Source organism: Cylindrospermum stagnale PCC 7417 (genome assembly GCF_000317535.1).
In the GTDB taxonomy this organism is placed as follows: Bacteria; Cyanobacteriota; Cyanobacteriia; order Cyanobacteriales; family Nostocaceae; genus Cylindrospermum; species Cylindrospermum stagnale.
The window spans coordinates 6,014,278-6,028,460 of the sequence record NC_019757.1 but is presented as its reverse complement, the minus strand read 5'-3'; the positions used below and the strand labels follow the sequence as shown (position 1 = coordinate 6,028,460).

The following is a 14,183-nucleotide window of genomic DNA, read 5'->3' as shown; positions in this document are numbered from 1 at the left end:
GACGTTGCATGCAGCGTCTCTACAATCCAAAGTCTAAAATCCAAAATTGGTATAAGCAGGAGATAAGCTTGTGGGAGTGAGGTCTGATGCTTCCATACCAAAAACTGTGGAAATGGATGCTTCTGGACGACACAGTAAACTCTTGGCAACTTGGAGGATGCAGATACCCGAATTAGCGAAGGTTTTTTCGTGTTGGAGTTTTGCTTGAATAGATCTAATTAAGGCTAAACCGGCAAATTGCACGACTAGCTGCAAGAAATCAGGACGAAGTTCTAAGATTTCGGGGAAGTGTGCCAAATAAGCGGAAGCCAGTGCAGCTATGGAAGGCTGAAGCAGTTGCAGGGGGGTGGTGGCTAGACGGAGAGAATCTTCAATGGCGATCGCTTTACTGGCTACTATGCTATACAGCCAGATTTGCAGATAACTGGCGATTAATGCGCCTAAGTCATTAGCTGGATCTCCCCAAGCACCGCGTTCCCAGTCTATCAATCGAATAATCCTCTCACCGGATTCCTGGTATACTGCTGCTTCCCAATTTAAGGATAAAAGAATATTGTTCAGCTTGAGGTCATTATGGGTCAGACAACAAGGAGTGAAAGCTGTGTTCAAATCTGCGATCGCTTTTCCTAGTTGATCGTAACGTTGATAGAGTGTAAAGAATTTCAGACCATCAGCAGGCATCGCACCAAAAATTGCTGGAGAAATTCTATCTAATCCACGAGCCAAGTTAGGAGGTTTTTGACTTAATCCATTCTGAATATTTTGGAAAAATTCCCGATACTCTTGACGGTCTAGAGTTAGGCGATGAATTGATGCTAGAGTTGTACCAACTGCCCTGGCAATCTCAGTAGGAAATGAATTTTCCGTATCATAGAAATTTGCTAAATCGCGATAGTCATTTAGATAGTTGAAAACTATGATGGAATTTTCTGCATCAAAATGTATCGCTTCTGAAAAAGATGAGCGAAGATGCCTAACTTCGGGAAATTTTTGCAAAAAATCCCTAACTTGCCATTCTGCGAATAACTCACCCTTAATTTTTGCTTCTGTGTTTAAACTTTCTTGCTTAATCAGGAGTAGACGCTCATTTGGCAAACTGATTAACAAGTTAAAGTTTTTACCAGATTTTCGCTCAATATTACTCAATAATTTCTCTTCTTGAGTGATAACTCCATGAGATATTAGGTAGTCAAAAACATTTTGATAACTTAAGATAAATCGCATAGGTTCAGATGCTTTTGAGCGTAGTTACAAGTTGCTGTTGGTTAATCAATAAACCGTAGATAAACCATGATACTGTCCAACTAGCGAGCGCATACAACATCTTCTTGGTCATCATGTCAATTTGTCATCTAATAATCTGGAAAATATAAAGATTTACTTGGTCGTATTAAAAGACTTAGCCAGCAAAGAAATAGTGTCGATAGCATAGATCGATATGACAAATTCAAAAAACTTAGCCCCAAAGTCAAGCGCCGGAGAGAATACATCATCTCTACCACCAAATATAGACTGAGAATCTATATCTTTTAGGTCGTAGATAAAGGTTTCCGAATCAGCAGGATGCAGAGCAGAAATTGTAATTTTCGCCATTTATTTGATTTTCTCAACAAACACTTATAGCCAAAAACAAATCAGCAGCGAAGAACTACAAACTAGCAGACAACTCTTGGTCAATTACTAAATTTTGCTAGCTTTCTGGGGTTATTGGGAATTAAGAAACCTGATGGTGATCACATTGGTTACTTTTTCCCTTTAACCCCTAGAGAGCTACTTAGCTTAGTAGTGCACTACTAAGCAATTAGATTTAGTAGTAACCGTTGCTGTAGCTATCGTCGCTTTCGCTGTAGGACTTAGCGATTTCCTTGATAGTGCTGACAGCATATCCGTTGACTAAGTACTCAAGGTACTTCTTGCCGAAGTCAGCGCCAAAGTGACCATAATCTGAGAATCCGCTGTCGTGACCGCCACCATGTACAGACACGGAAGCTACATCGTTCAATTCGTTGATAAAGCTTTCGGAATCTTGGAACAGTTCAGAACCAGCGATTTGTAGTTCAGATAGTTTGATAGTTGCCATGATTTTTTTTCCTAAATTACTTGTTTTTCAGTGAGGTAGAATCTGCGGGCAGTTAAGCTGTGGTTCGCTTACCTGTTAACACCATTTTTATTCATGAAAAACAGGAAAGTCAAGGCTAAAAACCTGTTTAAAAAGACATAAATAAATGAGTTACGTCTTTTTTGAATTTTAAAATTTAAGCTACATTTTTTCTGATTAATACTCATACCAAGCTTCTTGATAAAGGTTAAATATCAAATTTGGGTTTAATAGTTCTTTGTATCTATAGGTTGAAAGTCACTACCTGATACTCTTTTTTCGCTTTCAGGTGGGTTAAAAGAGCGTTTAGAGCGAGATATAATGCGGATTAATTAATCTAGCGCTTCTCGTTTGGAGAAAGGCTTTGATTTTTACTCTGCAAATTGCTATGTTATACCATTTTAGATTTTGCATTTTAGATGTTGGATTGGAAGTTGCTTGGTCTATCTGGGTTTTGTCTGTCCATCTATCGCCATCATTTTTTAAATTGGTGTTAGGTATTTTTAGTGAAAAATTTGCCTAAAAAAATGCGTTCTAATCTTTACTAGACTTAGAACGCACCTTAACCAGGAGAATATTTAATTAACAAAAAAGTATGCTCAAATACCGAGTTGGCTTCGTAGTTTTGCAGATGTTTCATTTAAGTTGATCGTCATTTGCTGGATCTGGTCATCTAATGATTGGATGACGGTGGCTACGTCTTCTGTATCGACTGAATTTGACCCTCTTCTTCTTCTTCTTCTTGTACCACCCGCTACAGTCTTCATTTCATCATGGCTTAGTTCATCGAGAAGCTGTTCGTCTTTAGTAGGATAGAGGTCAGATATTGTTATACTCACCATTGACTTACCTTCCCCAATACAGGGATATTGAGTAACACAGCCCTAGATAGGAATTTAGAATCCTATTCTTATATTTTGAGCTTTGATTCGATAAAGTCAATGTTTTCGGCCTAATTTTAAAGACAGAAGTAAAGGAGTTTTGTCTGTAAAGGTGATGATTTTTTCAGAATTGGGAAAAAAGGTGATGGGAACAAACTATTACCCATTACCCATCACCCATCACCCATCACCCATTACTTTTTCGCCTGTGGTTTTGAACCGGGAATGGTTACATCTATTGGTGTTACCTGTGGGGCTAGCTGGGTTAATGGTGGTTGAATGGCGTTTTGATTCCCTACCACTAGAGTTACGAGCTTTTCTGGCTGGAGATATTGCTGTGCTACCCGTTGGACATCAGCCGCTGTGGTTGTGGCTACGGCTTTTTGATAGCGAAACAGGAAGTCAGCCGGGTAGCCGTAATATTCATATCGCATTAACCTTGACAAGGTTTGGCTGGGGTCTTGAAAATTGAAGACAAAGGAATTGAGTGTAGATTCTTTGGCAAAGTTTAATTCCTTGGGTGTGACTTTTTGAGCTTGGATGCGCTTGATTTCTGCTTGCAAGGCTTTGATAAATTGCACAGTAGCATCAGATCGGGTTTGTCCACCGGCGATGAACATTCCGGGATAGTCGAAGCGGGGACTCCAGAAGCCGTATACAGAGTAAGCTAAACCTTGACGCGATCGCACTTCGTTAAATAAGCGGCCGCCAAAACCATTTAACACCCCATTCAACACATCCAAGGCTGGATAGTCAGGACTATCGAATTTTCCGCCGATATGACCGATGAAAATATTACTCTGAGTCAGTTGTGGCTGATTGACAAAAAACACACCGCCGGTTTTAGCTGGGGATACTGCTGGTAACTGGGGTTTAGGAATTGATGGGTTGGGTTTCCAGTCGCCAAACTCAGCTTGAACGAGCGATCGCATTTTCTTGGCGTCGAAATCTCCGATAATCCCCAAAATTAAATTATTGGGATGAAAATATTCCTGGTAAAACTTGAGCAAATCCTCACGTTTAACTCTCTCCACCGTCTCATACTCGATTGTGCGCGCGTAGGGACTAGCTTTGCCATAAATCAATTTCCGAAATTCTCGACCGGCAATATTATCTGGACTGTCATTACGCCGGGCAATTCCACCCCTAGCCTGCGTCTTCGCCAAATCGAGCTTTTCTTGAGCGAAAAGTGGCGATCGCAGTACCTCAGCAAACAGCCCAAACACTGGTTCTAAATCTTCACTCAGCGCCTCAAAACTAGCACTACCAGCAGCTTCACTAATGCTAGTTTCCACCGCCGCCGCCCGTTGTTCCAATATCTCGTTCAGCTCGTCAGGGGAATGCTTTTGAGTTCCCCCAGTCCGCATTACCGAACCTGTAAAGCTAGCCAAACCGACTTGATCAGCTGGTTCTAACCGGGAACCTGTACGCACAATCGCCGTACCACTTACCAAAGGTAGTTCATGATCTTCCATCAAATACACCACCAAGCCGTTTTGCAGCACAAACCGCTCATACTTGGGTAACTTAATTTCCGGTACTGCTGCAAACTGCAATTCCGTGTAATGCTTCGCCCCTGCCGCCGCCGCCAGCGAAAAGTTAAACGTCACAACTAAAAAGGCAAAAGCCGCAACCAATACATATTGAACTTTAAATTTCATCTGCCCCTTACCCTTAAACCTCAGCATATCCCTCTTCCCCTCTTCCTCTGCGCCTGGAGTGGTTCGTTTTTTCTCATACCTTCTTCGCCAACAACTTGCCAATTGTGCGATTTTCAGAAGTAAAAGTCGAATTCGCCACCCGCAGAATATCAGCAGGAGTCACTGCGGCAATTTGATCTAACTGCTTAAACAAATTTCGCCAAGAACCAGTTTTCACCTCATATTCCAACAGCTGCTGGGCCATACCCGAATTAGAATCGAGACTACGTAACAAACCCGCCCTGGCTTGGGTTTTCACCCGTTGCAACTCAACCGCCGTCACAGGTTCAGTTTTCAACTTGTCTATTTCTTGGCGTAATGCGATCGCTAACTCATCAATCGTGTGTCCAGGAGCCGTGAGAGCATAGAACAACATCAAATTTGGATATTTATCCCCCGGAAAGCCGCTGAAACCTTGGGCATTTAAAGCTAACTGCTGCTTTTCTACTAAAGATTTATACAGCCGTGATGTGCGTCCATCACTCAATAAGCTGCCGATGATTTCATAAACTACATTATCTGGATGGGTAACGGCTGGACGGTGATAACCTTCTAAATACAAAGGTTGAGAAGGGAACTCTACAGCAACTTCCCTGGTGTTTGTCTGCTGGGGTTCGACGGAAATTTGCTCAACGGTTTTTGGTTTAGCCTGAAAGCGTCCAAAGTAAGTTTGCGCCAGTTGTTTAACTTCAGTCGGGTTGACATCGCCGACAATCGCGATCGCAATATTGCTAGGTGCATAGTAAGCATCAAAAAACTTCCGCACATCTGCGGGGGTCAAATTGCGGATATCTTCGTCATAACCAATCACCGGACGTCTGTAAGGATGGACTTTGTAAGCAGTATCGATAAATTTCTCGATCATCTTACCGATGGGAGAATTCTCTACCCGCATCCGGCGTTCTTCCAAAATCACATCTTTCTCTTTATAAAATTCCCGAAATACAGGTTCTAGAAATCGCTCAGACTCCAGCGACATCCACAGTTCCAACTTATTGGCGGGAAAACTGTAAAAATAACGGGTGGCTTCTGTGGAAGTAGTGGCATTTAAACCCTCGCCTCCCGCTTGTTCGACAATCCGCCCCATTTCATTTTGCTTGACTAGCTTGGCTGCTTGGGATTCCACTTGCTTAAACTCAGCTTGCAATCGGGCAATTTCATTTTTTTTGCCGGCAACTTTTGCGGTTTTAATTTGGCTATCCAACTGCTCTAAGCGTTCTAGTAGTGGTTTTTCGGCTTTGTAGTCTGTTGTACCAATACGCTGCGTACCTTTAAAGGCCAAATGTTCGAGAAAGTGGGCTACACCAGTTTGTCCGTCTGGCTCATCCACACCGCCGACATTTGCATAGGTAAGAAAAGAAACCACCGGCGCTTGATGTCGTTCCAAGACAATAAACTTCATGCCATTGTCGAGGCGAAACTCTGTCAACGCCTTGATTGCCCGATCTAGATAAGGTTGAATAGAAGTCTGAGCAGTGGGTGGGGTGGGAGTTTTGGCAATTTGCAGCGCTGTTGCCATTCGTGGCATTAACCCCCACCAGAGAATTGTGAGCACTAACGTGGTGAAACACAGCCGACGTAAGGTAATCGATAATTTATTTAACCAATCCAAAATCACGCCACTTGCGACAACTCTCTTAACCAGAGCAACGCGGTGGCTCCAAAATTTCCAATCTAAAATTGACCGTCTGGGATCATTCATCTGGGAAAATTAAAGTAAATTTACACTTCTTCAGAGACAGGTAATTAACTCAACACAGCGCTAATGTTGTATTAAGCTTTCTGTGATTTTTGTACTTGACGTTAGACAATAATGCTACAAGTAGTGTTCCGGAGATATCACCTTAACTACTATGCGAGTTTTTAATTCTCCCCCGCCTTCAGAAGCACAGACGCGCACCCGCATTTTACAGGCAGCGCTGAGATTGTTTGCCTCCCAGGGATTTGCTAGCACTACCACCCGTGACTTGGCACAGAAAGCAGGTGTGGCGGAGGGCACAGTGTTTCGTCATTTTTCCAATAAAAAGGCGATTTTGGTAGAAGTAGCTACTAGTGGTTGGGTAGAGATTCTCACAGATTTACTGACAGAATTGAGTGAAATGGGTAGCTATAAAGCGATCGCACAAGTGATGCGCCGCCGAATGTGGAATTTACAACAAAATTCCGATTTAATGCGGGTTTGCTTTATGGAAGTGCAATTTCACCCAGATTTGCGCGATCGCATTCAGTTAGAAGTCATTGGCAAAATGACCGATGTTGCCGAAGCATTTTTTCAAACAGCAATGGATAAAGGCATCTATCGTCAGACAGATGCCAAACTTGTTGCTAAGGTATTTTTGGGAATGTTTGCGATCGCAGGTTTTTCCGATAATACCCTCATGTCGCCCGACGCCTCCCCCCAGGAAATGCAACAAATGGCAGAAGGACTCGCTGACATCTTCCTGAATGGCGTCTTAGCCAAAGACTAGGGACTGGGAAAGAGTTTTACCAATAATGACCAATGACTAATGACCAATGACCAATGACCAATGACCAATGACCAATGACCAATGACCAATGACCAATGACCAATGACCAATGACCAATGACCAATGACCAATGACCAATGACTAATTACCAATTACCAATCGCTTTCGCTTGTTGACTCCATTGTTGTACTAGCTCAATTGCTGGACACAAATCTCGCCGCTGCATCGTCGCCACGTGCAACCGCATAACTTGTTGGTGCAACCTGTGAGTGGGAATCTGCGACAACTGCGCCACAGAGACAAAACCCGCATGCAGTAATAAACCGCAATGTTCTGGCCCGACACTGGGAATTCGTGCCAAGTCAGCTAAAGCCACCCATTTATTGATGTACTGAACATTTATCTGTAACTTATTTGCTAGCGCTAGTCTCGCCTCTGGCGTTTTCCCTTGTTTAACTAACGCTCCTGTGGTTGTAATACCAAAACTTTGGAGTTGGGATTGTTCCTCCTGGCTCAATCCAGGTAATTTCTCAATTGGCCAGTTACTAGATTGGCGCGGATTTATACTATCTATTTGTTTAGCTGTCATTTCTAAAACCGAGAAATGGACTTACTTAACTATTGTCACTCATACAATTTTAGATTTTAGATTGGAGTTTTTCGATTTGGAACCCTTATATTTAGCCTATTGCATCAATTTGAAACAAAACGTAGTACAAAAAACTAGAGACGCTGCACAATGTTGGTGATTAATTCCCCACGCATAATTGTTACCGCTTGTCCAGAGAGCAAAACCCGTTCATCTCCCCCATAACTTACCTTCACCACCCCACCACGACTTGATGCTTGATAAGCTAGAAAATGATCCTTGTTCAGGCGACTCCGCCAAAATGGAGCAAGGCAGCAATGAGCCGCACCAGTTACCGGATCTTCATTAATCCCTAAACCTGGCGCAAAGAAACGGGAAATAAAATCATAATCTGAACCAGGATTAGTTAAGCTAGTAACAATTACATCAGCAACAGGTAATATTTTCAGTAGCTGAAAATTAGGCTGAATTGAACGCACCAATTCCTCAGACTCCAACTCCACCAAATAACCTAGAGAATTTTGGTAAACAGATTTGCAAGCCACACCCAAAGCTTGGCTAAGTTCCGGCGGTGCTTCTATTTCTTGCGAGTGATTCACCGGAAAATCTAACTCAATCCACTCACCTTGCAACTTAGCAATCAGTACACCGCTCTTAGTATAGAACCGCGCCTCTGCATCAGGTGATAAATGCCCCTCTGACCAAAGTACATGAGCACTAGCTAAAGTTGCATGACCACAAAGCGGTACTTCCACCATTGGCGTAAACCAACGCAAATTAAAGCCATCATCCTGCTTGACTAAAAAAGCCGTCTCCGATAAGTTCATTTCCATCGCCACATTTTGCAACCAGCGATCATCTTGGGGAGAAGGTAAAACACAGACAGCCGCCGGATTACCTGCAAATGGTTTATTAGTGAAAGCATCGACTTGAGTAATAATTTGTCCCATAGAGTCACCCCGATAAATTTTCGGCTAATCAAGAACGTAGAACAGGCATCTCGCCTGTGATCATCAATAATTTTACGGTATTCAATCGTCAAGACACATAATCAAGAACGTAGAACAGGCGTCACGAGAGTGACGCTCAATAATTTTATCGTCAAGACACATAATCAAGAACGTAGAACAGGCGTCACGAGAGTGACGCTCAATAATTTTACGGTATTCACTTAAATCCAAACTTTTGCCCAAAGTCGTGATAAACAATTCAAAATTAAAAAATAAACAAATTAATAAACCGGACATTTTTATGATGCTCCAAAATACCTCTAGTTCCCTGATCGAAACTCTACGCCACCGCCGCCAACGACTAGCCAGCCTGATTAATTTTCCGGCAATTCTGTGGTCAGGAAGCAGCAATCCGCGCAACTTTCCCGCAAATCGCTTTCCTTTTCGCGCTAGCAGTAATTTCCTCTACTTTGCTGGTTTTCCGCTACCAAATGCCGTGATTCGCCTGGAAGCGGGCAAACTAGAACTATTCATGGATGACCCCCAACCAGGTAGCGCCCTTTGGCATGGAGAAATGCCAAAACGTGAAGAAATCGCCCAAAAGATCGGGGCGGATGCGGCTCGACCAATGGCAGAATTAGAATCTTGGGTAGAAAATGCGGCGACAATTGCTGTCCAGGATGCTGCTACTTGGACACAGCAATCACAGTTATTGAATAGATGGGTTTTACCGCAAAATCCGCCCCAAGGAATTGATTTGGAGTTAACGAAAGCGATCGCATCACTGCGCCTTGTCCACGATGAAGAAGCATTAGTTGAATTGCGAAAAGCCGCCGCTGTTAGTGTTGAGGCTCACATTGCTGGAATGGCTGCTACACCCAATTCCAGGCGGGAAGCGGAAGTTCGGGCGGCGATGGAAGGAGTCATTATTGCCCATAATATGACTACCGCCTACAACAGTATTGTCACCGTTCACGGCGAAGTTTTACATAATGAGCAATATCACCATTCTTTGCAACCTGGTGATTTACTCCTGGCTGATGTCGGTGCGGAGACTACGATGGGTTGGGCTGCTGATATCACCCGCACTTGGCCGGTTTCTGGCAAATTTTCCTCTACCCAACGAGATATCTATCATGTGGTGTTAGCGGCTCATGATGCTTGCATTGCCAAGATTTACCCTGGTGTGGAGTATAGGGAAATTCATCTGTTAGCTGCCAATGCGATCGCTGAAGGTTTAGCGGATTTAGGCATTTTACAAGGCAATCCCCAGGATTTAGTAGAAATCGATGCCCATGCCCTATTTTTCCCTCACGGTATTGGTCATCTGCTGGGTTTGGATGTCCACGATATGGAGGATTTGGGCGATTTAGCTGGGTATGAAGAAGGAAGGAAAAGAAGCGATCGCTTTGGTTTAGGTTATCTCCGGTTAAATCGTCCCCTGCGTCCAGGTATGTTAGTCACCATTGAGCCTGGTTTTTATCAAGTCCCGGCAATTTTAAATGATCCTCAACTGCGCTCAAAATACCAGAATGTCGTCAACTGGGAACGTTTATCTGAATTCGCCGATGTCCGAGGAATCCGCATTGAAGATGATGTATTAGTCACAGCAACAGGTAGGGAAGTTTTAACAGCCGCATTACCAAATGATGCCAATACTATAGAAGATTTAGTTGGTGGTTAAAGAATATGCACTACTTAAATCTGTCCATCATGTCTTGCTAATGGGCACTGTGAAGACATAGGATGCTGCATTGTGGTATCTAAAAATAATTCCCAAGTCATGATCAAAAACCCCTTAGGATTACTACTCAGCGGAGTTATTGTCAGCTTCGGATTGTCACCATTATTAGCTCAAGCACAGCAAACGGTTTCTGATGCTCAAGTTGCAGCGATGGTTGAAGCGTTGCGAAAGGCTGCACCACAAACCAAAAAAGCTAATGATGGATATTACAGTGAATGGCAGGTTAAACCGGAAACTCTCAGAGGTTGGTCAAAAACTTGTCTTAAAAAGGAACTAACACCAACGCAGTTTGAAAACAATCCCGCGATCGCGCGTCAAGTTGTCTCTTGCATCACGCGACGTGAGTTAACAAACCAGTTTCGCGCCACCAACAACAACGAAATTGCCTCTGTGCGTGGTGCCGCTTGTTGGTGGATGACCGGCAGCTATAAAGGTTGCGACAAAGGCTTTACAGGTGATTATGTGCAAAAAGTTGTCCGCTTTTATCAACAACAGCGAGCAAAACCAGTAACTAGTATATTGCGATCGCCACAAAGCAGCAGCGCTTCTCTACGAGACGTTTCGCGATCGCTTCGGGCGGGGCGTAGTCCATCGCTAACTTAATCCTCAATTCACCAGTTGCAAAAATGTCTGCTTGCACACTGGTGAATCATCAGATAAATCCTTAGATTCCTTTTTGGATTACATTCGTCAACAGTATCGACTGCTCATTTACCCCCGTTTATCAAGGGACGAGAAGAAATACAACCAGCAGCTTTAAATTGTTGAGAAACTTGACTTTTATCTGGTGATTCAAATATATCATTAAGCAATTTTGTTAATGGTTCAAGAGGTCTAGGAGAATGGAAAGGAATTTCACCATTATTCTCTACAAATTTGCCATCTCTGAGCAATCCTGATCCTAAGTAATTTCCTTCTTTGAATAATACGCCTCCACGACTGGTTGTGATTACTCCATTAGATAAAACACCGATATCAAAATCTCCATAACCTTCACCTGTTGAAATAACACAAACACAACCCTTGGTTTTTGATGGATATATATGTTTGCTATTTTCGTATCCGTACCATACACCCATGAAAGGAGCTAATCCTGGTTCAATTTTTGACCAAGACCGTACAAAGGATTCTCTTGTATTTTTTTCTAATTGAGTACGTCTATCCTGAATATAACCAGCACCTATACTGTTATTTTTTGTTGACCTGATAAATTGCTGAAATTGTTGACGTAATCTGCCTATTTCTACATCTGTGGGTTGTCGATTTTGGGCTAATACTGATAATTGATTAGTTCCCAGAGTCAATACACTAAATCCTAAAATTAATAGCGATAGATTACCTCGCCATAAATATCGCATTTTCATTTGTTTATTCTTCCATCTAAAGTAATTTTTGCAGATTACTCATGAATTTATAACCCCCACGCCGGATTTTCACAGGCAATATTACGAGTAGAAATTTCTTCAAACTTGTTGGATTTGCGATTAGCCCGCCAAGCCTTTTTAATCTGTCTCAAATATTGAGTATCTTGATATTGAGATCTAGCGATAACTGTGATTATTTCCAGATCGCGAACTCCCCTGAGCAGACATGCAAAAGCTGGTCCACCTATTAATGTTTCCGATTTGCTTAATTTAGGTAGATTCAGTACATCTATAACTTGATAATTGGCTTTTCCTTGGCTATCGGTAAAAATAAATTGAAACCACAGCATCTCCTGGTTTCCTTTGACAATACGACTTATGCCGTACACTCTACTAGCGTTAATATCGCCCACTATCCAACCGCTAATAGATTTCAAACCTCTAGGTATATCTTTGTACCGTAGCCCAATATAATTTTGATTGTTTTGTTTTAATCCCGCAATTTTAATACCATTAAACTTAGTTGCAGCATCAGCCATATTAAGTGAATTAGCTGCTAATACAACAGTAGTCAGTAGAGAAAGTGTGAACATGACATACTTTGATGGAAGCATATTATTGATTATTCTGTTAATTACATTCTTGTAGGCAGATTGCTTGGCTTTTCTACCCAGTCTTTGCATAACAACACTGCCTGTTTTAACACTGCTGCCGTTGTCTTATCCTGTTTATCGGGTAGATAGCCATATTTTTTCAGTAATCGCTTAATTATCACAGGTAATTTAGGCATGGCGCACAAAGAAACTTTCCTCGTGTGTAATTTTCAGAGCTAAATCAACTCTTTATGCAAATTCCTGAAAAAAAATGTAGTAGTTATTCTGTACTACTAAAAATTAGACATTCCCACAATCAATCTTTGGAAACTACAAATTCCACCTAATTGTCCTTTAGGAGTATCTTCTAAACTTTTAAGCTTACAGAATAATGCTTCTAATACAGCGTTCCCTGCTGTTATGAGGTACATTTTTTCATCACCAAGCCTGTAGGGGTTTTCCCCGCCCTCGATTGTATTGCATTCGACCGAGAACCGCTGTATATCTATTGATTATGCTGAATTTGGCTTTTAACCCAGTTGCGAAATTCTCTAACTAACTCTAAATAATCTTTTTCTCCAACTTGGGCTAAAAAATTAGCAATTTCTAGAATCTGTAAATTAGGAAAAGCTAAACTTTGCTCAACAGATATATATTTGTTATTTTCTAAAATATTAATACTAAAATCATTACCATCATATCGCCAAATCTCTGGCACACCCATATCAGCGTAAACTTCAAAGCGGTTTTTAGAACTGCTGGTAATATCAATTTCCACAACTAAATCAGGTGGTGGATCTTGCTGTAAATTAATTCTTTTTTTGCCCTTGATGATATTGATGTTTCTAAGGTAAAAACATTCGTCTGGCTCTGCACCACTTAATTCAGGACGTTTAAAAGTAGTAGAACCAAGGGGTTGAATGCTAACTTCTAATTCTTCTGCTAGAGTCTCGACAAATCGACCCAAGACTTTTTTATTAATTTCGTGTTCAGGTGAAGGAACCATAATTTCTAGAGTACCTCGATTGTAAGTGAGTCGGAGGCGGCGACTAGCACTAAGCTCAGTTAGCAAATTTTCATAGGTTTGCCAACTAATACCTGATAGGTGGATAATTTCTGTGGGCTGAATCAAAGTGTTGCTAGTCATGGCGATATTCAGATGTGTAATATTGCTGTAGGATAGCCATTCTTATCCTTCACTTTAGCTGATTAACGCAGACAAAGACGGTTTGCCACATCCTAATAATGTACAAGTTTTAGGTGATTTGAGTGGTTAGGGTTTGAAAGCTTTATTGGGTAAGGGTTTCTCAAAAATCAATTACCACAAGGGGGGGGAGTTATTGAGTAGTGGAAAATTACCCTTTTTTATTCTCAATAAGGGTGAGTGGTTCTTATGTTTGAACTTAATATCAATAGTTTTGAGTTTTATTCTTGTCAATAAGCTGGATGTTTATCGCAAGTGGGGGGATTTAGCGATCTCACAGCAGTTAATCCCGCACTTATCACCAGTCCTGCGTTTGCACTGACCAGAATTGTTACTCAAAATATGTTTCTGGCATTTTTGATAGGTTATTTTTTAATGCCCTCTGAAAAACCGGAATCTAGATTTTATAAGGCTTTAAAAATTATGATGAAAAATACAGATGATTACATGGATCATTAAAAACAGATAGATTGTTGTGAATACGGAAATCCATCTGTTAAAATATCACTGATGGTTATTATGAATTACCTGACCGGGATTGTTTTGAAAATACTGTTGAAATATCTGTAGAGAAACTTGAACCTAGAGATGA

Annotated in this window: 15 protein-coding genes; 3 read left to right on the top strand and 12 right to left on the bottom strand. The window is 41.7% G+C overall.

Annotated elements, in window-relative coordinates; translation table 11 throughout:
- Positions 1-33: 33 nt before the first annotated feature.
- The 6 genes from CYLST_RS25365 to CYLST_RS25340 form a co-directional block, all read right to left on the bottom strand.
- Positions 34-1,224 (bottom strand): phosphotransferase, encoded by a 1,191-nt coding sequence (locus tag CYLST_RS25365; RefSeq protein WP_015210600.1) that lies wholly within the window; start codon positions 1,222-1,224, stop codon positions 34-36.
- A 153-nt stretch (positions 1,225-1,377) separates the two neighbouring features.
- Positions 1,378-1,593 carry a hypothetical protein gene (locus CYLST_RS25360; RefSeq protein WP_015210599.1) on the bottom strand — a complete coding sequence of 72 codons (216 nt, stop codon included), beginning with the start codon at positions 1,591-1,593 and terminating at the stop codon, positions 1,378-1,380.
- 214 nt (positions 1,594-1,807) lie between these two features.
- Positions 1,808-2,080, bottom strand: a complete 273-nt coding sequence (locus tag CYLST_RS25355; protein WP_015210598.1) for a hypothetical protein — start codon at positions 2,078-2,080, stop codon at positions 1,808-1,810.
- 617 nt (positions 2,081-2,697) lie between these two features.
- Entirely contained in the window at positions 2,698-2,940 is a 243-nt protein-coding gene (locus CYLST_RS25350) for a hypothetical protein (RefSeq protein ID WP_015210597.1), read from the bottom strand.
- Between the two features lie 233 nt (positions 2,941-3,173).
- Positions 3,174-4,640 (bottom strand): M16 family metallopeptidase, encoded by a 1,467-nt coding sequence (locus CYLST_RS25345; RefSeq protein WP_041233263.1) that lies wholly within the window; start codon positions 4,638-4,640, stop codon positions 3,174-3,176.
- Between the two features lie 73 nt (positions 4,641-4,713).
- The gene (locus CYLST_RS25340; protein WP_245587540.1) at positions 4,714-6,207 is read right to left on the bottom strand and encodes a M16 family metallopeptidase; all 1,494 of its coding nucleotides are present in this window, start codon (positions 6,205-6,207) and stop codon (positions 4,714-4,716) included.
- A 325-nt stretch (positions 6,208-6,532) separates the two neighbouring features.
- Between CYLST_RS25340 and CYLST_RS25335 the strand changes: the two genes are divergently transcribed.
- Entirely contained in the window at positions 6,533-7,147 is a 615-nt protein-coding gene (locus CYLST_RS25335; RefSeq protein ID WP_015210594.1) for a TetR/AcrR family transcriptional regulator, read from the top strand.
- A gap of 145 nt (positions 7,148-7,292) precedes the next feature.
- Here the strand turns inward: CYLST_RS25335 and CYLST_RS25330 are convergent, their stop codons facing one another.
- Positions 7,293-7,736, bottom strand: a complete 444-nt coding sequence (locus tag CYLST_RS25330) for a DUF4332 domain-containing protein (protein WP_015210593.1) — start codon at positions 7,734-7,736, stop codon at positions 7,293-7,295.
- A 134-nt stretch (positions 7,737-7,870) separates the two neighbouring features.
- Complete coding sequence (locus CYLST_RS25325) at positions 7,871-8,686, bottom strand: PhzF family phenazine biosynthesis protein (RefSeq protein ID WP_015210592.1); 816 nt, start codon at positions 8,684-8,686, stop codon at positions 7,871-7,873.
- 301 nt (positions 8,687-8,987) lie between these two features.
- Here CYLST_RS25325 and CYLST_RS25320 point away from each other — a divergent pair, with 301 nt between their 5' ends.
- The gene (locus CYLST_RS25320; protein WP_015210590.1) at positions 8,988-10,370 is read left to right on the top strand and encodes an aminopeptidase P family protein; all 1,383 of its coding nucleotides are present in this window, start codon (positions 8,988-8,990) and stop codon (positions 10,368-10,370) included.
- A 99-nt stretch (positions 10,371-10,469) separates the two neighbouring features.
- Positions 10,470-11,033, top strand: coding sequence for a hypothetical protein (locus CYLST_RS25315; RefSeq protein WP_041233262.1), 564 nt, complete (start codon positions 10,470-10,472; stop codon positions 11,031-11,033).
- 104 nt (positions 11,034-11,137) lie between these two features.
- Here CYLST_RS25315 and CYLST_RS25310 read toward each other — a convergent pair whose 3' ends face one another.
- The 4 genes from CYLST_RS25310 to CYLST_RS25300 all read right to left on the bottom strand — a co-directional run bounded on the left by CYLST_RS25310 (position 11,138) and on the right by CYLST_RS25300 (position 13,534).
- Positions 11,138-11,794: a hypothetical protein gene (locus tag CYLST_RS25310; protein WP_015210588.1), complete on the bottom strand. Its 657-nt coding sequence runs from the start codon at positions 11,792-11,794 to the stop codon at positions 11,138-11,140.
- 47 nt (positions 11,795-11,841) lie between these two features.
- Positions 11,842-12,387 carry a hypothetical protein gene (locus CYLST_RS36130; RefSeq protein ID WP_245587433.1) on the bottom strand — a complete coding sequence of 182 codons (546 nt, stop codon included), beginning with the start codon at positions 12,385-12,387 and terminating at the stop codon, positions 11,842-11,844.
- A 41-nt stretch (positions 12,388-12,428) separates the two neighbouring features.
- Positions 12,429-12,584, bottom strand: coding sequence for a type I restriction enzyme endonuclease domain-containing protein (locus tag CYLST_RS34840; protein WP_157162639.1), 156 nt, complete (start codon positions 12,582-12,584; stop codon positions 12,429-12,431).
- Positions 12,585-12,892: 308 nt separating this feature from the next.
- Positions 12,893-13,534, bottom strand: coding sequence for a Uma2 family endonuclease (locus tag CYLST_RS25300; RefSeq protein WP_015210586.1), 642 nt, complete (start codon positions 13,532-13,534; stop codon positions 12,893-12,895).
- Positions 13,535-14,183: the final 649 nt, after the last annotated feature.